Source organism: Alloalcanivorax balearicus MACL04 (assembly GCF_025532145.1).
Taxonomy (GTDB): Bacteria; Pseudomonadota; Gammaproteobacteria; order Pseudomonadales; family Alcanivoracaceae; genus Alloalcanivorax; species Alloalcanivorax balearicus.
The window spans coordinates 54677-73296 of sequence record NZ_ARXS01000023.1 but is presented as its reverse complement, the minus strand read 5'-3'; the positions used below and the strand labels follow the sequence as shown (position 1 = coordinate 73296).

At 60.0% G+C, this 18620-nt stretch carries 14 protein-coding genes; 1 reads left to right on the top strand and 13 read right to left on the bottom strand.

The features are described from left to right. The first annotated feature begins 141 nt into the window (after positions 1-141). Positions 142-3684 carry a DEAD/DEAH box helicase gene (locus MA04_RS16925; RefSeq protein WP_262461728.1) on the top strand — a complete coding sequence of 1181 codons (3543 nt, stop codon included), beginning with the start codon at positions 142-144 and terminating at the stop codon, positions 3682-3684. Positions 3685-4213: 529 nt separating this feature from the next. Here MA04_RS16925 and MA04_RS16920 read toward each other — a convergent pair. From MA04_RS16920 to MA04_RS16860, 13 genes are all read right to left on the bottom strand, one after another. Further along, positions 4214-4837: a hypothetical protein gene (locus tag MA04_RS16920; protein WP_262461726.1), complete on the bottom strand. Its 624-nt coding sequence runs from the start codon at positions 4835-4837 to the stop codon at positions 4214-4216. 39 nt (positions 4838-4876) lie between these two features. After that, complete coding sequence (locus MA04_RS16915) at positions 4877-5848, bottom strand: IclR family transcriptional regulator domain-containing protein (protein WP_163126778.1); 972 nt, start codon at positions 5846-5848, stop codon at positions 4877-4879. Positions 5849-5941: 93 nt separating this feature from the next. Next, positions 5942-6838: a helix-turn-helix transcriptional regulator gene (locus tag MA04_RS16910; RefSeq protein ID WP_262461723.1), complete on the bottom strand. Its 897-nt coding sequence runs from the start codon at positions 6836-6838 to the stop codon at positions 5942-5944. Between the two features lie 60 nt (positions 6839-6898). Then, positions 6899-7651 carry an ABC transporter ATP-binding protein gene (locus tag MA04_RS16905; protein WP_262461722.1) on the bottom strand — a complete coding sequence of 251 codons (753 nt, stop codon included), beginning with the start codon at positions 7649-7651 and terminating at the stop codon, positions 6899-6901. Continuing rightward, a complete protein-coding gene (locus MA04_RS16900) occupies positions 7648-8412 on the bottom strand; it encodes an ABC transporter ATP-binding protein (RefSeq protein WP_262461720.1) in 765 nt (254 codons plus the stop codon). Before MA04_RS16900 ends, MA04_RS16905 begins: the two co-directional genes overlap by 4 nt. 4 nt (positions 8413-8416) lie before the next feature. Beyond that, complete coding sequence (locus MA04_RS16895; RefSeq protein ID WP_262461718.1) at positions 8417-9493, bottom strand: branched-chain amino acid ABC transporter permease; 1077 nt, start codon at positions 9491-9493, stop codon at positions 8417-8419. 10 nt (positions 9494-9503) lie between these two features. Next, positions 9504-10364 (bottom strand): branched-chain amino acid ABC transporter permease, encoded by an 861-nt coding sequence (locus MA04_RS16890; RefSeq protein ID WP_014994508.1) that lies wholly within the window; start codon positions 10362-10364, stop codon positions 9504-9506. Positions 10365-10429: 65 nt separating this feature from the next. Next, a complete protein-coding gene (locus MA04_RS16885) occupies positions 10430-11632 on the bottom strand; it encodes an ABC transporter substrate-binding protein (RefSeq protein WP_063139610.1) in 1203 nt (400 codons plus the stop codon). A 76-nt stretch (positions 11633-11708) separates the two neighbouring features. Further along, the gene (gene boxA / locus MA04_RS16880; RefSeq protein WP_163126783.1) at positions 11709-12884 is read right to left on the bottom strand and encodes a benzoyl-CoA 2,3-epoxidase subunit BoxA; all 1176 of its coding nucleotides are present in this window, start codon (positions 12882-12884) and stop codon (positions 11709-11711) included. Positions 12885-12939: 55 nt separating this feature from the next. Continuing rightward, entirely contained in the window at positions 12940-14391 is a 1452-nt protein-coding gene (gene boxB, locus MA04_RS16875) for a benzoyl-CoA 2,3-epoxidase subunit BoxB (RefSeq protein ID WP_262461714.1), read from the bottom strand. A 3-nt stretch (positions 14392-14394) separates the two neighbouring features. Continuing rightward, positions 14395-16038 (bottom strand): 2,3-epoxybenzoyl-CoA dihydrolase, encoded by a 1644-nt coding sequence (gene boxC / locus MA04_RS16870; protein WP_262461713.1) that lies wholly within the window; start codon positions 16036-16038, stop codon positions 14395-14397. A gap of 162 nt (positions 16039-16200) precedes the next feature. Continuing rightward, on the bottom strand, positions 16201-16995 hold the full coding sequence (locus MA04_RS16865) for an alpha/beta fold hydrolase (protein WP_163126786.1): 795 nt from the start codon (positions 16993-16995) through the stop codon (positions 16201-16203). Then, positions 16992-18587 (bottom strand): benzoate-CoA ligase family protein, encoded by a 1596-nt coding sequence (locus MA04_RS16860; RefSeq protein ID WP_163126787.1) that lies wholly within the window; start codon positions 18585-18587, stop codon positions 16992-16994. Before MA04_RS16860 ends, MA04_RS16865 begins: the two co-directional genes overlap by 4 nt. Positions 18588-18620 lie beyond the last annotated feature (33 nt).

The following is an 18620-nucleotide window of genomic DNA, read 5'->3' as shown; positions in this document are numbered from 1 at the left end:
ACTTCCCGCTAAAGCGCGATGAACCTTTTTTTTGCCTGCGGTGTTCTGGGCAATTGAATTAGGCATGTCCTCCCATTCTTGAACGGATTGTCGGTGGCCCCCAGCCCACTGATGTAGTTGCGTATCGGTTGGATATCGCCTATGGCACCGGTTACCAGGCGGCTGTGGCGGGATTTACCCAGCGTTTCTCTAGTCCGGAGCACTAACCGCCAGAGTTATCGGGAGGGGATTGCCCTGCTGCAGGAGTTGCATGACACTCTTGAAACTACAGCTCAACAACTGGTAATCGCGCAGGCCTGGGAACAATTGCACACTGAGTTCAAGGCTAAGCGCAACGTTATCGAATGGCTGAATGAGGTCTTCGCACAGCGGGTTGTGCAAGCCGATGGCGTAAGCATGGAAGAAACGAACACAAAAGATAAGGATGGCAGGATGATTGCAGCTCTCCCTCACACCGAAAAAGTTCTGGCGTATTGGCACAAGATAGAGTTTTTTGCATCAACTGACTTGAAAGGGTTCGAGGCGGAGGGCGATGGCGTCATTCGCTATCGTGGTGATGAACTGGGGAAGGTGGTGGACTGCCTGCCATGGCTTAATCGTGAACAAATACGTCGGGCCGGAACGGGCTACCGACCGGAATCGCCCTACAGATTCAAGCTCTATCTCGGCGTGTTCAAGCGTCAAGACATCTTCGAGGTGGCCCGCAAGGTCTATCCTGAGCTTCAAGAGGCATGGGCCGAACGCAGCCGTGATGACGGGTTGACCTGCTCATTCACCGTCCTGGTGGATGAGTATGGTCGAATCGATCGAGATAGTTTCGAAGTCTCGACAGCACCATGGGTGATGGGAACCCTTCAGCAGGATCGTCTCGATGGAGCCTCACGCAAGGCGTTTGATAAGGCGACGGCAATCTTTCGTGAGCGCCTGGAAACGTTGTTGACCGTTGCCGACAATCTTAAGCAGGAACATGATCTGCCGCCCATGCTCACTACCTTCGAGCTTATCGAGATGCTCAAGGCCATGTCGGAATGGACCGCGTTTCAGCCCCTGGACGATAACGTGCCGGTTTTGGTGGTACGGCTTTCAAAAGTCAATTTGAAGGGGGAGGCGTCAAACGCCAAATGGGAAGAACACAAGCAGCGGTCGATCCCGCCGCGGTCATGGCAAAGCTTGGCGGTGGCGCGCCCGACTCTTGATGTCCCGGAAGGACATGAACAAGCCCTCCCGGGGGAAGAGCCTGCTCCTGACGCTGAGAACATCGACGAGATGGCGATCTTCAACAGTTTCTTCATCGATGATTTAGAGCGGGTGATGGCGCATATTCGGGCCAAGGGGCTGCGAGACGGCTCCCCTCTGGCCTGTTATCTGCGTGGTCGGTGTGACCGTAAAGCGGACTTATTGACATCGGCAGGCCAAGCCCTGATGAAAGAGCACCTGGCGGTGCTGCGCATGCCACTGGGGCGTTGGCCGGGTGAGGACAAGCACTCGATGAGCCTGATGCAGCAGTTTGCGATCAATGTCATTGATGGCAACCTTGACGAGACAGGGCTTTACTCCGTCAACGGCCCACCAGGCACAGGCAAGACCACCATGCTGCGCGACCTGGTGGCGCGCAACATAGTCAAGAGGGCCGAGGTACTGGCATCTCTAAACTCGGTGGATGCTGCCTTCGGCGGCGACATCAAGGTCAGCGTCAACGGCGAGCTCAAGACCATCAAAACACTGATTCCCGAGTTGACCGGCTACGAGATGCTGGTGGTATCGAGTAACAACGCGGCCGTCGAGAACATCACCAAGGAATTACCACAGTGCAAGGCGCTAGGTGAGGCTTATAAGGATCTGACCTATCTGAAACCGGTGGCGCGTAAGCTCGCAGCAAAACATGACAACTTCGATGGCGGCGCCACTCTGGTATCGCCTCTGGCACCGCAAGACGACTGCTGGGGGCTGATAGCCACGGCATTGGGTAATAGCGCCAATCGTAATCGCTTTGGCCAGTGTGTTTTCATCAAGAAGATCGGTGACTGTCGCACTGTCGATGACGCCGTAAATTACCGCACGTTGGCGCCAGCACTCAAGGAACGGGCGCAGGGGCGCGATACAACCAAGGACTTCAAACGTGCTCAACGGGAGTTCAAGGCGGCCAAGGCGAAAGTCGAGCGGATACTCGAAGAACTGGAGAAGTTGCAGGCGCTCAAACGTTTAACGGACGAGCTGCGCTCACTCCAAGAAGCCTATGATACCTGCCGTACCGAGCGGGCGCGGTTGGCGTTGTGGTTGAGCAAGCGGCGAGCCCGTCGTGTCGCACCATGGCTGATCAAGCGTTTTCTCCGGCACAGGGCGATACTGAAAGGCCTGAACGCGAGGCAGGACCGTGCCGCCAAGGCCGCCGAACTCAACAGGCAGCGTGCCGAGGCGCTCGAGCGCCGCCTGGAGCAGGAACGCCGCGAGTGTGTGGTCCTCGACCAGCGCTACCAAGATGCCTTGTTGCCCGACGATGCCCTGGACCTGGAAAGGCCAGACGTGCAGCGTACCTCCTTCGGTCACTGTAAAGTGTTGAATCAAGCACGAGCGGAGGTGACGGCTCGAGCATTCGAGCTGCACGAGTCCTGGTTGACTGCGGCCTATCAGCAAAAATTGCTCGGCAACACGATGTTTTCACTGATGCCGGCGATCAATGGCCGCATCAATGACCGAGATGCGGCGAAGGCCCTTTGGCAAATGCTGTTTATGATCGTGCCGGTTATTTCGTCGACCTTTGCCTCAGTAGGCAGTCAGTTTCATGCCCTTCGGGAAGGTGAACTGGGCTGGTTGTTCGTCGATGAAGCGGGACAGGCATCACCGCAGCAGGCCGTGGGCGCGCTTTGGCGTGCCAAGCGTGCGGTCGTGGTAGGAGACCCGCTGCAGATCGAGCCGGTATTTACCGTGCCACCAAGTCTCGCCGAAGCCATGGCCAAGGGAGAGTTCGGGGCGGAGTGGTACAAGTGGTCGCCGACGGTGGCCTCTGTCCAACTCGTTGCAGATCAGGCGAATCCATATGGTACGACCTTGATCGCCGATGACCTCTGGGTAGGTAGCCCATTGCGCGTGCACCGGCGCTGCCAGGAGCCGATGTTCAGCCTTGCCAATGGGATTGCCTACAATGGCAAGATGATACATGGCGATGAGGATCTGTCACCGGGGCCAGGGGATAGTCGCTGGCTCGATAGCACGGGAGCACTCGAGGGCAGGCATTTCGTACCCGCACAGGCGGAGAGAGTGGCCCAGATGCTGAAATCACACATCGAGCGGAACTCGACCCCGCCGAACGTCTATATCATCTCTCCCTTCAAGGCGGTAGCTCACGGTGTGAAAAACGAGCTTGCTCGATCGCTTCCTGAAGCTCCCTTTGGCGGTAGGAAGGCGCTGAACGAATGGCTGCAAATTCGAGTCGGAACGGTGCATACCTTCCAGGGCAAGGAGGAGGAGAACGTGATCCTGGTGCTAGGGCTTTCCGAGGCGTCGCCGGGCGCGGCTGAGTGGGCATCGAGCAAGCCAAACTTGCTCAATGTCGCGCTGACCCGGGCGAAGACACGATTCTATGTGGTGGGGAGTACCTGCATTTGGGCAAACAAGAAATATTTCTCCGACGTCAGCCGTGAGTTGTCTGGCGGTGGCCCGGACACCATCGAGCGTACTGCATAGTTATCGCGCCCCGCGTAACCGCCAGGCATCATGGTCTTCATGACTTTTCCTGTATTTCCTGTCGAACCAACCCCAACGGCCCCGGATATGGGGCGGCCTTTTCTAGACCACTTATTTCTGAGGATGGGGGGAGGTCAGCATTAAAACGTGTTGGTGCTCATTGTTAAAGATCTTCACAGGACTTGCTGTTTGGTTGGGCGGTATAGCAATCGGACAAGCAGGGGAAGCATTGTCGGTACCAGGAAGCGGCGTCACCTTTCTGTATGAGTCTATAAAGGTGGCTGAGAATGGCCATGTCCTGGCCCTGATTCGCCATGATGGAAGGCGAGGAACTTGGTTTACCTATCGTGCGATCGACTGTCACGGACACCAGTTCAAGTATTTAGGTGAAGGAAGGACGGTGGAGAGGGCAATGAATGGGACTCATGGGACGTTGATGCCCTTGAAACCAAAAACTCTCGCCTTCGCCCTTTCAAAGCATGCCTGCGATGAGGTCGGATTTCCGATCCTGCTTCCCGGTCTTACCGCGTTACATAAGGCCGAGAAGCATCCACTGTCCCTTTGTTTTCACCAGAACGGTTTTCCTGTGTTGCGGGGTCGGGTTGTCCGGCCCGGCGAAGTGTTTCGTGTTCTGGAAGCCGCTCGGGGTAATATCAAAGGCGTCGGTGAAGCCCGCATCCCGTGACCAATCGGGCCGCTCGACCATTGAAACCGTATATTTCACCTTGGAAATGAGGCGCTGGCCTTGTTGGGCGGGCTCTGACAGGTAATCCACTGAATCTACTTGCACCTTGCCGTAGCAGAATCCGGCTTCCGGGATGAACGCCTGTTTGCCGGCGTCGGTGAGGTCATAGGTTTGTCCGGAACGGTGTACCAGGCCGGCACTCTCCAAACCCACCATCAGCTCTCCGTAAGACGGGGCATCCGGTTCGAAGCGAAATGCCTCGCGTTTATCGGTCAACTCATAGGGGAAGCGATGAAAGCGCTTCCCCACACAGGCCGCGGGCAGGCTGTATTGGTCAAAATGTTGCTGGATCACCTGCCGAAAATGACCGGCGTTCGCGGCGCCCGGGTCCGAACATCCGGTCAGGGCGACACTCAGGGCCATGCCGAGTAAGGCGACTGGTGGCCGTGTCATGATGCAGTCCTCCACTGAGTTGGTTTTCCGTGCGGTGAAGACGGCTGGGAGACGTTAGTGCTGACGACTCGCGGTGGCCAGATTCAAGGAGCGAAGCTCCTCTTGTAAGCGGCCGCCAAGGTGACGCAACTGGTCGTCGGAAGTGCGGAAGCTGGGCATCGTCAGCCCGAGAACGGCATCGGGGTATCCGCTTCCGCCATGGATGGGCACGGCCACGGCGCTGGCACCCTCCACGCGTTCGCCATTGGAGATGGCGAAGCCCTGTTGGCGTATGGTCTTCAGTTCCTTGCGCAGCGCGCTCACCTTGGGCTGATAAGGAGTCAGGGCGGTCATTGTCTGATCGCGGATCAGGGCTTCCATCTCGGCCTCGGGCAGAAAGGCCAGCATTGCCTTTCCCGCCGCGCCCAGATAGAGCGGAAAAGCGCTGCCTGTTTCCAGGGCGTAGCGTACCGGGTGAGGGCTGGGCAATACCGAGGTGACAATTTGCTTATCACCGGCGCGATGAAACAGGGAGACGGTCTCGCTTGTTTCGGCGTGAAGCCGTTCCATCAGGGGGCGGATGCGTACCAGCACATCATCATTGTTGAGGAAGTGTCGGGCCAATTGCATGACGGAAGGGGAGAGGCGCCACTGTTCGTTTTCGACGTTCTGGTCCATCAATCCTTTGTCGGCCAGCGGCGCCAGAATCTCGAGAGCGATGTGCGGATCCAGCCCGGCTTGCCGAGACAGTTGTTCGGTGGACGCGCTTCCCGGCAGGTTATCCGCCGCCGCCCGCAATAAATCCACGGCCCGTGAGATCGAGCCGGCTCCGTTGGAACGGCCGGTATAACTGTATCGCTTGTCCCTGGGGCGGCGATAGATGTAGCCGCGCGCCTCCAGGGTTTGCAGAATGCGATAAACGATGGTCGTGGCTTCGCCCATGGCGGCCACCACTTCCGTCAGAGACAGCGGTTCCGATGTCCGCTCCAGCAGCTCCAGGACATCCAGGGCACGAGTCAGTGTTTGCAGCTGATAGGAGGCCGCCATTCTTTTTGTCCGCCCGCTTTTGTCATTGGGGAAAATCGATAAATATCGAGCGCAATGGTAGCACAGGCAGCGCCGTGGCCCGACGCTGCCTGGTTACTGATTGACCGCCGTGGGGCCGGTCAAATACGGGCGGGTCAGGCTCAGCAGCTCGGCGAAGCTGTCCTCGACGCTCCGGTGGGAGGTGTCGAGCACGGCGTCGGCGCGGCGGTAGTCGGCGTCGCGTTCGACCAATATGCGTTTGAGGTCGTCCATGGCATGGGTATGGCCTTGCATTGGCCGCGTGTCACCCTGGTCAATAACACGCTGCATGTGCTCTTCCGGCGAGGCTTTGATCCAAACAGTATGGAAGCGGTTCAGCAGGCGCTGGAAGGTCTCCGCTTCGGACACCAGGCTGCCACCGGCTTCCACCACCGAAAGGGGATGCTGCTCGATCACGTATTCCAGCGCTTCCCGTTCGAAACGCCGATAAGCGGGCTGACCGCCGAGCGCCATGATTTCGCCGATATCCATGCCGGCGAGCTGTTCGATCAGGCCATTGAGGCGGATATAAGGCACATTCAGCCGTTCTCCAAGCATCTGGCCCAGCCGGCTCTTGCCGCCACCGCGCAGGCCGATCAGCGCCACGCCACAGTGTTGCCCCTTGTTCATATCAAAATGCCGGACCAGCAACTGGTACGCTTCGTCCAGTTGAGCAGGGGAAAGGCGCTCGAGAAGATCTCGCAGCGGCGGCGGAAGGACCTGCTGTTCCTGTTGCGGGAGGATGTCCTGCACCGGTACGCCCATGGCGGCGGCGAGTCGTTGAAGCAGCATGATCGAAATATTGGCCTTGCCACCTTCGATTTGCGCCAGGTAGCGCTCGGAGATATCCGACTGGGACGACAGTTCCTTACGTGCCATGCCACGCCGGGCGCGAATGGCGCGCACCCGGTCTCCAATGGTCGTCATATAGTCCGGCCCGTTGCTTTCATTCTGATCGTTGGCAGGGTGCATGCTCGTCTCCGTTTCCCTGAGCGTACCGGCGATGGCCTCGACCGGGGCTGTTGGGAGGCATTATCCCATGCCGAGGTGGGTGTCGAGTAGGCCGGCATTCTGGCGGATTTCCAGACCGTCACCGTCAAAAACCACCTTGCCTTTTACCAGCACCAGATGCCGGTCGGCGATGGTCAGCAGGTTATCGATGTTCTTGTCGACGATGATGCTGGCTATGCCGGAGCGTTTGACCTCGCCGAGGATCCTCCAGATCTCGTCACGGATCAGCGGGGCGAGACCCTCGGTGGCTTCGTCGAGAATCATGATGCGGGGGTTGGTCATCAGAGCCCGTCCGATGGCGAGCATCTGCTGTTCGCCGCCGGATAGCAGAGCGCCATCGTGTTGCAGACGCTGCGCCAGGCGTGGAAAGGTGTCCAGAACACGCTCAAGATTCCAGGGTGACAGGCCCTCGGTATTGGGGCGTGCCGCCATGATCAGATGCTCATGCACATTGATGCCCGGAAAAATACCCCGTCCTTCCGGAACATAACCAATACCTCGGCGTACCACCTGCCAGGGCCGGCACTTGCGGGTCGGCTGTCCCAGGATCCGGATGCTTCCCTGACGGGGAGTAACGAAGCCCAGCAGCGCTTTCAGGGTGGTGGTTTTGCCCATGCCGTTACGCCCCATCAGGCTCAGGGTTTCACCGGGCATCAGATGAAGATCAACGCCATGGAGGACATGGCTCTGACCATAAAAGGCATGTAGATCCCGGGCATCGATCAGTGGTTGCACCGTTCGCGGGGGAGAAAGAGACGCGTTGAAGGTGTTCATGCCTGCTCCTGTTGATGTCTGCCCAGGTAGACGTCACGAACTTTTTCGCTGCCGCGAATAGCCGCCGTGGTTCCGGTCTCAAGGACACGGCCATCGACCATGACGGTGATCTGCTCCGCCAACGCGAAAACGGAATCCATGTCGTGTTCGATCAGCACCAGGGTGTAGTCGTCGCGCAAGGCGCGCAGCAACCCGGTGACCCGGCTGGTTTCTTCACGACCCATGCCGGCCAGGGGTTCGTCGAGTAGCATCAAAGTCGGTGCGGTGGCCAGTACCATGGCGATTTGCAATTGACGTTGCTCGCCATAGCTCATGGCGCTTGCCGGTGTCGACGCGCGATGCGTGAGCAGGCAGGTTGCCAGAGCCTGTTCCGCGCGCTCATCGACTTGTCGCGCGGCGGCACGTGAGCGCCAGCTGGCGATGACGCCGCCGAGGTGGATGCGGGCGGCGAGGCGACAGTTTTCGAGGCAGCTCAGGCGGGGGAAAATATTGGTTTTCTGATGACTGCGGCCGATACCCAGACGGGCCACGCGATGGGCCGGCAGGCCGTGAATCGGGTGTTGTCGATAGTGGATTTCCCCTTCGCTGGGACGCAGCTCACCGGAGAGCAGATTGATCAAGGTGCTCTTGCCCGCGCCATTGGGACCGAGGATGGCGTGGACCTGGCCGGGCCGGACATCAAAGTCGACCCGGTCAACCGCGGTCAGACCGCCGAACCGGCAGGTCAATCCCCGGGTGGACAACAAGGGCGTATTACTCATGACATCAGCCCTCCTCGTGCTTGTGGTGCCCGGCAAGGCCCAGACGCGCTTTGGTCGAAGCGGCGGGGCGGGGCCGCAATAATCCACCAACACCAACCCTGGGGAGCCTGAGACGGGGTGGGTCGAGAATGAGGCCGGCCAGTCCCTTCGGTAACACCAATACGATCAGGATAATCGTCAGCCCCATCAGCAGTTGCCAATAGAGGGTCAGATGTTCGAAGGCGTAGTGCAGCAGCTCGTAAGCGAAGGCGCCGAGCAGCGGACCGAACAGTGTGCCCATGCCGCCAAGGATGACCATCATCAGCACTTCACCGGACAGGTGCCATCCCAGTTGCGCCGGGTTGGCGAAACCATACTGCATGGCCGCCAGCATGCCGGCGACGCCGGCCAGCACTCCGGAGATGACGAAAGCCGCCAGCTTGTATCCGTAGGTGGCATAACCCAGTGCCTGCATGCGATGTTCATTATCATGGATACCGTCGAGCACCTGGCCAAAGTAGGATCGTATCAACCAATGCAGGAACAGGTAGGTGAGCAGGGTCATCCCCATGACAAAATAAAAGAACTGCAACGGGCTCTCGAGATCGATCAGCGTCAGCTCGCCGATGGCCAGGGTGGGTTTGAACATGATGAAGACGCCGTCGCTGCCGCCGGTGAAGCTGGCGTCGCTGACCAGATAGTAGAGCATCTGGCCGAAAGCCAGAGTGGTCATGATGAAAAAAATACCCCGGGTGCGCAGCACCAGTGCGCCGATCACCAGGGCGGCCAAAGCGCTCACCAGCATCACCAGTGGCATCATCCACCACAGCGAAGCGGCGCTGTAGGAGGGGCTGGCCAGCGCCAGGGTGTAACCGGCGAGGCCGAAGAACAGGGCATGTCCCAGGCTGACCAGGCCGACCACGCCGACCAGCAGATCCAGGCTCATGGCGAACAGGCCGAGAATCAGCATCAAGGTCAGCTTCTCCAGGAAAAAATCGCTGCCATCACCGATCAGCACGGGTCCCCAGAGAGGATAGAACACCAGCAGGACGGTCAGCGCGAGCATGATAATCGGTACGCGCTTGGGGTAGCGGTGAAGCATTGTATCCTCCTCAGGCGAACAGCCCACGCGGTTTGATAATGAGCACGGCCGCCATGATCAGATAAATGATGACGCTGGCGAGAGCGGGGAGCAGCACCGGGCCGAAGGTGGCGGCCTGTCCAATCAGCAGGGAGCCGAGGAAGGCGCCCTTGATGGAGCCGATGCCTCCGATCACGACAATGACGAAACAGGTGATCAGGATGTTGTCACCCATACCCGGGTACAGGGACGTCATCGGCGCGGAGAGCATGCCGGCAAACGCGGCCAGCCCCACGCCGACGCTGAAAATCAGCGTGAACAGGGTGCGAACGTCGATACCGAGTCCTTCCACCATGTCGCGATTGACCGCGCCGGCGCGGATGACTATACCCAGGCGGGTGTGGCGGATAATCCAATATATGCCCCCCGCCACCAGCAGGCAGATGGCGGCCACGAACAGCCGGTAGACCGGATATTGCAGATTCCCGGTCAAGGCGATGTTGCCACTGAGGGAAGCCGGCACCGGCACGCTCTGCACATCGCTGCCCCAGATGATGCGCTGGGCTTCGTTGAGCACCAGGATCAACCCGAAGGTCAGCAGCACCTGGTACAGGTGATCACGCCGGTACAGAGTGCCGAGAAACAGCCGCTCGATCACCAGCCCCAACACCACGGCGATGGGCACGGCCAGCAGCAAGGCGAGCCAGAAGCTGCCGGTGCGCAGGGTCAGGTCATAGGCCAGGTAGGCGCCGATCATGTACATGGCGCCGTGGGCGAGATTGATGATGCCCATGATGCCGAAAATCAGCGTCAGCCCGCTGGCGATCAGAAACAGCAGCAGACCGTACTGCAGCCCGTTGAGCAGCTGTATGGCAATGAATACGGGATCCATGAACGTTCTCCTCGGTCGGTTGCCCGGGAGGGGCGTACCCCTCCTTCGCGGGTCGCCTGATCGGTCTACATACGGCAGCCACGGGCGGGGTCTTCCAGTGCCCGGCTGGCGACATCGATGACCTGGTTGCGACCGTCCGTGACCTGGCGGAGATAAATGTTCTGGATCGGATGGTGAGCCTTGGAGAAGGTGACCGGCCCGCGTGGGCTGTTCAGTTTGACACTGGCCAGTGCCGAAATCAGCGCATCCCTGTCAGCGCTGTTACCGTCGGTTTGATCGAGCGCCTGGACCAGCATCATGCCGGCGTCGTAGCCCTGCACCGCATAGGTGTCGAGTTTGCGCTCATAGGCTTTGCCATAGGCTTCTCGAAAGGTGCGATCCACATCCGAATCGAGACCGTCGGCGTAGTGCAGGGTGGTGAGGATGCCCTCGGCGGCTTCGCCCTGGGCATCCAGATTGCCGTCGGTGAGGAACCCGGAACCCAGCAGTGGCACGCTGTCCTTCAAACCCACCTTGGCATAGTCGCGTACGAAGCGGACCGCGCCGGCACCGGCGAAGAAGGTGTAGACCGCATCCGGCTTGATGCTGGCGATATCCGTCAGGTAAGGCTGAAACTGCGTTTCCGGGAACGGCACGAGTATTTGTTTGACGATCTCACCGCCGGCTTTACTGAAGGCTTCTTCGAAGCCGGCGATATCTTCCTTGCCGCCGGCGTAGTTCCAGGTGATGGTCACGACTTTGCGGTGACCACGATCATAAGCCACCTTGCCCATGGGGTAGCTGTCCTGCCACATGGAAAAAGAAGTGCGGAATACGTTGGGCATGCACAGCTGCCCGGTGGCCGCGCCCAGGCCGGCATTGGGAATAATCATGATGGCACCGGTCTGCTTCGCCACTTTCAACATGCCCATGGCCACGCCGGAGTGCACCGGGCCGATGACCACATCCACCTTGTCGCCCTTGACCAGCCGGCTCATGTTCTGCGGGGCCTTGGAGGCGTCGGCCTCGCTGTCGAGGACAACGTATTCCACCGGACGCCCACCCAGTTGATCACCGTTTTGTTTGATCGCCAGTTTCAGACCATTGGTGATGGATTCACCAAGAGGAGCGTAGGTGCCCGAGTAGGGCAGCATCAGCCCGAGTTTTACCGGCGTGGCCTGTCCTTCCTCGTTCTGTTGCGCCAACAGGGGTTGGAACGAAGCCAGGAAGAAAAGCCCCAGGCCGGTCAGCAGGTGTCGGGTGTGTTTGCGTATGCGTGCGCGTTTCATTTTTTTCTCTCCTGGCAGGCCAATCCTGCCCGTTTTTTGTTGTAATACGTTGGTTTAATGGGATCTTGAGCAGACTCTAGTAGGTCTCCACGTGATAGCGCCCAAGGCGGACCATGTCGTCGCGTAGCATGGGCCAGTCGAGTCCGTGCTTTTCCGCGATCACATGGAGCGATTCCTCGACGCCTTGCTCCATGCCTTTCAAACCACAGATGTAAATATGGGTTTGGCTGTTGCCGAGCAGTTCGCCAAGCAGGTTGCCACGCGCCTGCATTCGATGCTGGACGTATTCCTTGCCCGCATCCGGCAGCCGGGAGAACACCAGTTCCTTGTGGATCAGGCTGTCGGGCAGCTTGCTGAGGGGGCCGAAATAGGGCAGCTCATCGGGCGTTCGGGCGCCGAAGAACAGCACCAGCCGGCCGTTGGCATCCGGCTGCTTGCGGCGCCGGCGTTCGGTCATGGCGCGAAAGGGCGCCGATCCGGTGCCGGTACAAATCATGATGATGTTGGCGTCCGGGTGCTCGGGCATCAGGAAGCTGTCACCGAACGGTCCCACCACGTCCACCTCGTCGCCTTTGCTCAGATCGCAGATGAAATTGGAGGCAATGCCGCCGTCCACACGCTTTACCGTCAGCGACAGGTTGTTGTGGTTGGGGCGTTCCCCGTCACGGGGGCTGGCGACGGAATACAAGCGCATTTTGTGCGGTTTACCGGTGCTGGTCTGGCCCGGCGGTAGGATGCCCACGCTTTGCCCTTCCAGTACCGGAAAGGCGGTGGCGCCGAAATCCAGCACGATATGACGGATGTCGGATTCGGTGTCAGCGGCGGTGATGCGATAGTTGCCCACCACCCTGGCGCGGGCGGGAGCGGAACGGGTGAACATGTTCAGCAACGGCTTGCCGGCGGAGTCCGGCGCGCGGGCGCGCACGCCGGCGTGGGCCTGGGCCAGCAGCTCGCGGACTTCGTCGTCATCGGCAGGTGTGTCGCTGTCACTCAGCGCTTCGGTGTTTTCTTCCGGCAGCTCGTCCCACTCGAACTGCTGTTCGGTGGTAAAAGGCTCGTTGACCAGCCTCCAGTTGTCGATGGCGCCGGTGGGGCAGGGGGCAATACAGTCCATGCAGTAGTTGCACTTGTCCGCATCCACCACATAGTTGTCTTCGTTGTGAGTGACCGCATCGATCGGGCAGGTTTCCTCGCAGGTGTTGCAACGGATACAGATTTCCGGATCGATAAGGTGTTGTCGCAACAAACTCATGATGTGTCCTCTCGCTCTCGCCGCGGACGCCGCGACGCCCGCGCAGCGGCAAAAATCAGCCGGCCAGACGCACGTACTCGAAGTCCCCGGGTTTGTTGTCAATGCCGACTTTGGGGGGCGCGATCCAGCTGGCGTATTCGCCGGGTTCGGTGACCGCCACCATCAGTGAGTCCAGGTACGCCAGGTCGGAAGCGGTGGGCAACCAGTTATCGCGGTTGGCTTCAAAGGTAGCCTGGTCGATCACCTCACCATCCGGGGAAACGAACAGGCCGCTGAACTCGCCGATCTGGCGATTGAAGGCGATGTGCGGCAACGACAGTTCGTAATCAACACCGGCTTTCTTGATCAGCTTGTTCCAGCGCTTCACGCCGCCGTCGGCATCCTTGACGTAGTCATCACGCAGCCTGGCGTTGATGGCGTTAAGGGCGGTTTCCTCCACCATTTTCAGTTCACCGTCGACCACCTTGAGCACCGCGTAGGTGTCGTTGTGCAGTTGATGGTCATCGTCGATCCGGGTTTCCTGGTAGCGGCCCTTGATGCCGGCCTCATAGGCGGAGGCGGCATTGGTGGAAACCTCATTGCCGAACAGGTCCAGCGTCACGGCAAGATGGAAATTCATCTTGCGCTGGATCATCGGCAGGTCCATCACGCCCAGCTTGCGCACCGCCTCCACATCAGTGGGATCGGTAATTCCGGCCTCGTTCATGGCTTCGCAGGTGCGTTGGATGATGCGGGAAATGCCGGATTCCCCCACGAACATGTGATGGGCTTCCTCGGTGAGCATGAAGCGGCAGGTGCGTGACAGCGGGTCGAAGCCGGACTGGGCCAGGGATTCCAGTTGCATCTTGCCGTCGCGGTCGGTGAAGAACGTGAACATGAAGAACGACAACCAATCCGGAGTCTCTTCATTGAAGGCACCGAGCATGCGCGGCTTGTCCTTGTCGCCGGAAGTGCGCTTGAGCAGATTTTCAGCCTCTTCGCGACCGTCCTTGCCGAAGTATTTGTGCAGCAGATAAACCATGGCCCAGAGATGGCGGCCTTCTTCCACGTTGACCTGGAACAGGTTGCGAAGGTCGTACAGAGAAGGCGCGGTCTTGCCGAGATGGCGCTGCTGTTCCACCGAGGCCGGTTCGGTGTCGCCCTGGATGACAACCAGGCGGCGCAGCATGGCGCGGTATTCGCCGGGCACTTCCTGCCACACCGGCTCACCCTTGTGTTTGCCGAAGGGAATGGTGCGGCCTTCCTCGGCGGGCGCCAGCAGAATGCCCCAGCGGTACTCCGGCATGTTCACGTAGCCGAATTCCGCCCAGCCCTTGGGATCCACGCCGATGGCAGTGCGCAGATACACCGGCGTGTCCTGGAAACCGTCCGGGCCCATGTCTTTCCACCAGTCGATAAAACCGGGGTGCCAGGCTTCCAGCGCTTTGCGCAGGCGGCGGTCCTCGGACAGATTGACGTTGTTGGGAATCAGATCGTCGTAGTTCACTTCCTGTTTCAAGGCGGTCATCGGTTAAATCCTCTCGAAGTTGTAGGTGGGGCGAGAGCCGCTGCCGTACAGCTGCAGGGCGCCTTGCCGGCCGACGGCGTTGGGGCGCTGGAAAATCCAGTTTTGCCAGGCGGTGAGTCGCCCGAAGATACGGGTTTCCATGGTTTCCGGGCCGGTAAAGCGCAGGTTCGCTTCCATGCCGATCAGAGCGTCGGGGGAGAAGCTGGATCGTTCCTCGATCAGCAGCCGCAGTTCCTCGTCCCAGTCGATGTCATCGTAGGCTTCGGTGATCAAGCCGCCGCGCAGGGCGGCCATGGCATCGAGTGGTTGTCCTTGTTGCTCACGGGCCTGCTCTACGCTTTGCGGCTCGCCGTAGAACCGGGTTTCCAGCCGGGTAAGGCCGTTGCTCATGGGGAGGGCGCCGAAATTCATCGCACTCAGCTGCAATTCCGCGGCTGGGGTGTCGTCCTGCTCCCACTGGCCGTCAAGCATGAAACTGCGATCGGCGCAGAACACCAGCTCGGCGAGCAGACCGGAAAAGCAGCTGCCGGGTTCGATCAGAGCGAACAGGGTTCTGGAAGTGACATCGAGACGCTTGAGAGTGCGTTTCCAGAACAGGCGGATTTCACGCATCAGCCAGTGTTCCTGCTCCAGCAGGCTTTCATAGCCGGCGATACGGGGGCCGTCGCCCTGGCTTTTTATCAGCCAGGTACCCATCTCCGGCTGATTGAGGCGCAAATGCAGAATGGCGTCGTCCAGGTCGCGGGCCAGCGCTAACGGCCAGAAACTGTCGCCTTGAGCCTGGGCATCCGCGACAGAAGCGGGGGCGTCCTGTTGCGGGCCGTGCACAATCAGGGTCGCGGTGCGCCGGCTGCTGTCCAACTCCACGCTGAGATGGCGGTAATGGATGCTGTGCTCGCCGATTTCCCGGTCCAGCGGTGAAAAGAGCACGCCATTGGCGTTGTCCGGACGGTCGGACCGCCGCGCCAGTTCCTGGGCACGGGCTGTTACCGCCTGATCGAATTGCGAGGCCGGCGCCAACTCGTCCACTAGCCGCCAGTCGAGAGCGCGCTGGCCGCGAACACCGTCTTCCATGCTGCAAAATATGTCGGCCCGGTCCCGGCGTACCTTGCGCTTGTCGGTGACACGGGTGAGACCGCCCGTGCCCGGCAACACCGCGAGCAGAGAGACTTCCGGCAGTGACACCGTGGTGGTGCCGTCGTCGATCAGCAGAATATGGTCGGTGGCCAGGGCCAGTTCATAACCGCCGCCGGCGGCGGTGCCGTTCACTGCGCACATCCAGATCTGTCCGGATTCGGCGCTGGCTTCCTCGATGGCATTGCGGGTTTCGTTGGTGAACTTGCAGAAGTTCACCTTGTGGCCATGGCTGGCGCCGCCGAGCATGCGGATATTGGCGCCGGCGCAGAAGATTTTTTCGTTGGCGGATGCCAGCACCACGGCTTTTACTTCCGGGTGCTCGAAACGCAGGCGCTGGACAACGTCGTTGAGTTCAATGTCCACGCCCAGGTCATAGGAGTTCATCTTCAATTGATAGCCGTCGAACAGGCCGGCGTTTTCATTCACCGCCATGGTCACATGGGCGACGGGGCCGTCGGTGGTCAGTCGCCAGTGCCGGTACTGGTCGGGGGAGGTCCGGAAGTCGATCATTTCGCTGCCTCTTCGGTTGTTGTGGGTGGCGCGTTCCGGGAAGCCCGATGTCCTCGGGCCGAGCCGGTCATCAAATGTCATCTGGAATTATAATGCATCTTTTGAGATGATAATGAATTAAAATGCCATTCATGGCAAGGGTCATGACTTATAGTTCCTGATTCAGGTTGGAGGTCGGCCCTTGAGGTCGAGATCCGCGACAAAGTGCCGGATAGCTTTCAGAGTGGCTTCGGGTTGTTCGCGGTGAGGGGAATGGCCGCAGTGATCCAGCCAGACCACCTGGCAGGGCCCGGAACAACCCGTCTCAATGGCGTCCAGCTGCCTGTGGGTTCCGTACTGGTCCTGGCGCCCCTGCAGCAATAGCGAAGGGCATTGGATACCGGGAATGAACCCCTGCAGATTCCAGGCGGCGAAATCCGGATCCAGCCAAGCGTCGTTCCACCCCTGAAACGCCACATCCACATGGTGGTGATAACGGGCCAGGCCCTGACGCAGCGAGCCGCTTTGCCAGGCCTCCCGGGCGGTGCGGATGCTGTCCAGCCCCATCGGCTCGGTAAACACATGGGGCGCCATCAGGACCAGGCCGCGTACCCTTGGATCGACCACGGCCGCCGCATTGATCAGGGCGATGGAAGCGCCGTCGCTGTGGCCGATCAACACCGCCCGCTGTACGTTGGCGGCGTCGAGTACCCGAGGCAGAATCTCGCGAGCCTCTTCGTGCATATAGGTCAATGGACGCGGCAGAGTGACCGGATCGGAAGCGCCATAGCCGGCGCGGCTGTAGGCCAGCACACCACATCCGGTCAGTTCCGCCAGGCGCTGTGGAAACGCTTTCCACAACGCCACGCAGCCCAGTCCTTCATGGAGCAGCACCAGGGTGGCGGCCTGATCCGGAGGAGGGCCAAACCAGGCGGCTTCCAACCGCACACCCAAGACGGTCAACGCTGTCAGCGTCATGCCGGCACCTGTTCCCGGGCCCGCAGTTTGAAGCGCTGGATTTTGCCGGTGGCGGTTTTCGGCAGCTCATCAACGAAATACACCCAGCGCGGGTATTTCCACAGTTCAATACGTGAGCGCACGAAATCCTGCAGCTCCCGGCTGAATGCCTCTTCGTCGGCGACCGCGGCTTTCAACACCACGTAGGCCGCCGGCTTGAGGTTTTCGGTGTCGTCGCTGCGTGCCACCACCGCCGCTTCCATGACCCCCTCGTGTTGCATCAGCGTGGACTCCACCTCGAACGGAGAGACCCAGTTGCCGCCGGACTTGAACATGTCGTCACTGCGCCCGCAGTAGTGATAGCGGCCCTGTTCGTCGCGATAGTATTTGTCGCCGGTGCAGGTCCATTCGCCAACAAAGGTACGCAGACTTTTGTCCCGTTGATTCCAGTAGCCGCCGGCGGCGCTGGGGCCTTTCACCAGCATTTCGCCGATCTCATTGGCCGCTTCGATGTCGTCGCCGTTTTCATCCACCAGTTTCACCTGGTAGCCGGGTACCGGGCGGCCGGAGCAACCGTACTGAACGTCACCGGGTTGATTGGTGAGATAGATGTGCAACATCTCGGTGGAGCCGACGCCGTCGAGAATGGGAGAGCCGAAGCGCTTTTCCCAGCGTTCGCCGGTCTCTTTGGGCAGCGCCTCGCCGGCGGAAATACTGCGACGTAATGCCTTTGATCCAGGGTGTTGCGCCAATTCAGGATCGGCCAGCAGGGCCGCGTACAGCGTTGGTACGCCGCAGAAGATAGTCGGCTGGTGCCGCTCCATGATGTCCAGTGCCGCCGCGGGTGTCGGGCGGCCGTCGTAGAGGATGGCGGTGGCGCCCACCGACAACGGAAATGTCATGCCGTTACCTAAACCGTAGGCGAAGAACAGTTTGGCGATGGAAAAAATACGGTCATGGGGCTGAATACCCAATACGCCCTTGCCGTACAGCTCGGCGGTCCAGTACAGGCTGGCGTGACGATGGGGAACGCCTTTGGGGTTGCCGGTGGAGCCGGAAGAATAGAGCCAGAAGGCAATGTCGTCGCAGGTCGTCGCGACGCTGCGGCTTTCCAGAGAGGCGCTGTCGAGCCGTTCCGCCAGAGTATCGTGGTTGGCCTCCCGGCCATTCACCACAATCACTTTTTCGAGATTGGGCAGCGCCGGGATCAACTCGGCGAATTGGGCATAAAGGGACTGCTCCACGATCAACACCTGGGCGCGGCAATCGCCGAGGATGTAATGGTATTGGTTCGGGGTCAGCAGGGTGTTCAGGCAGACCGGCACAACACCGGCTTTCAACGCGCCCCAGAAACAGGCGAGGTAGTCGGCGCTGTCGGACATGGCGAGTGCCACCCGGTCTTCCTGGCGCAGTCCCAGGGCACGGTACATGGAGGCGGCTCGGGCCACCCGTTCGGCAAGGCGCGCGTAGTTCATTTCGCCGTCGCGGTCGATGATCGCCAGATGTCCGGCGCGGCCTTCTTTCAGGTGGCGGTCGATGAAATGGTCGGCGGCGTTAAAATGGCGGGGCAGGGGCTCACAGGCGGGCTCGTGCATAGCCTTGGCTTGTGTCATGTCGGCTTCTCTCCCTTGCTGTCGAGATTGTTG

Bases quoted from the DNA above. Each gene is read 5' to 3' on its own strand.
- MA04_RS16925 (WP_262461728.1), top strand. From the start codon at position 142: ATGGCACCGGTTACCAGGCGGCTGTGGCGGGATTTACCCAGCGTTTCT.
- MA04_RS16915 (WP_163126778.1), bottom strand. From the start codon at position 5,848: ATGGCGGCCTCCTATCAGCTGCAAACACTGACTCGTGCCCTGGATGTC.
- MA04_RS16910 (WP_262461723.1), bottom strand. From the start codon at position 6,838: ATGCACCCTGCCAACGATCAGAATGAAAGCAACGGGCCGGACTATATG.
- MA04_RS16905 (WP_262461722.1), bottom strand. From the start codon at position 7,651: ATGAACACCTTCAACGCGTCTCTTTCTCCCCCGCGAACGGTGCAACCA.
- MA04_RS16900 (WP_262461720.1), bottom strand. From the start codon at position 8,412: ATGAGTAATACGCCCTTGTTGTCCACCCGGGGATTGACCTGCCGGTTC.
- MA04_RS16895 (WP_262461718.1), bottom strand. From the start codon at position 9,493: ATGCTTCACCGCTACCCCAAGCGCGTACCGATTATCATGCTCGCGCTG.
- MA04_RS16890 (WP_014994508.1), bottom strand. From the start codon at position 10,364: ATGGATCCCGTATTCATTGCCATACAGCTGCTCAACGGGCTGCAGTAC.
- MA04_RS16885 (WP_063139610.1), bottom strand. From the start codon at position 11,632: ATGAAACGCGCACGCATACGCAAACACACCCGACACCTGCTGACCGGC.
- boxA (WP_163126783.1), bottom strand. From the start codon at position 12,884: ATGAGTTTGTTGCGACAACACCTTATCGATCCGGAAATCTGTATCCGT.
- boxB (WP_262461714.1), bottom strand. From the start codon at position 14,391: ATGACCGCCTTGAAACAGGAAGTGAACTACGACGATCTGATTCCCAAC.
- boxC (WP_262461713.1), bottom strand. From the start codon at position 16,038: ATGATCGACTTCCGGACCTCCCCCGACCAGTACCGGCACTGGCGACTG.
- MA04_RS16865 (WP_163126786.1), bottom strand. From the start codon at position 16,995: ATGACGCTGACAGCGTTGACCGTCTTGGGTGTGCGGTTGGAAGCCGCC.
- MA04_RS16860 (WP_163126787.1), bottom strand. From the start codon at position 18,587: ATGACACAAGCCAAGGCTATGCACGAGCCCGCCTGTGAGCCCCTGCCC.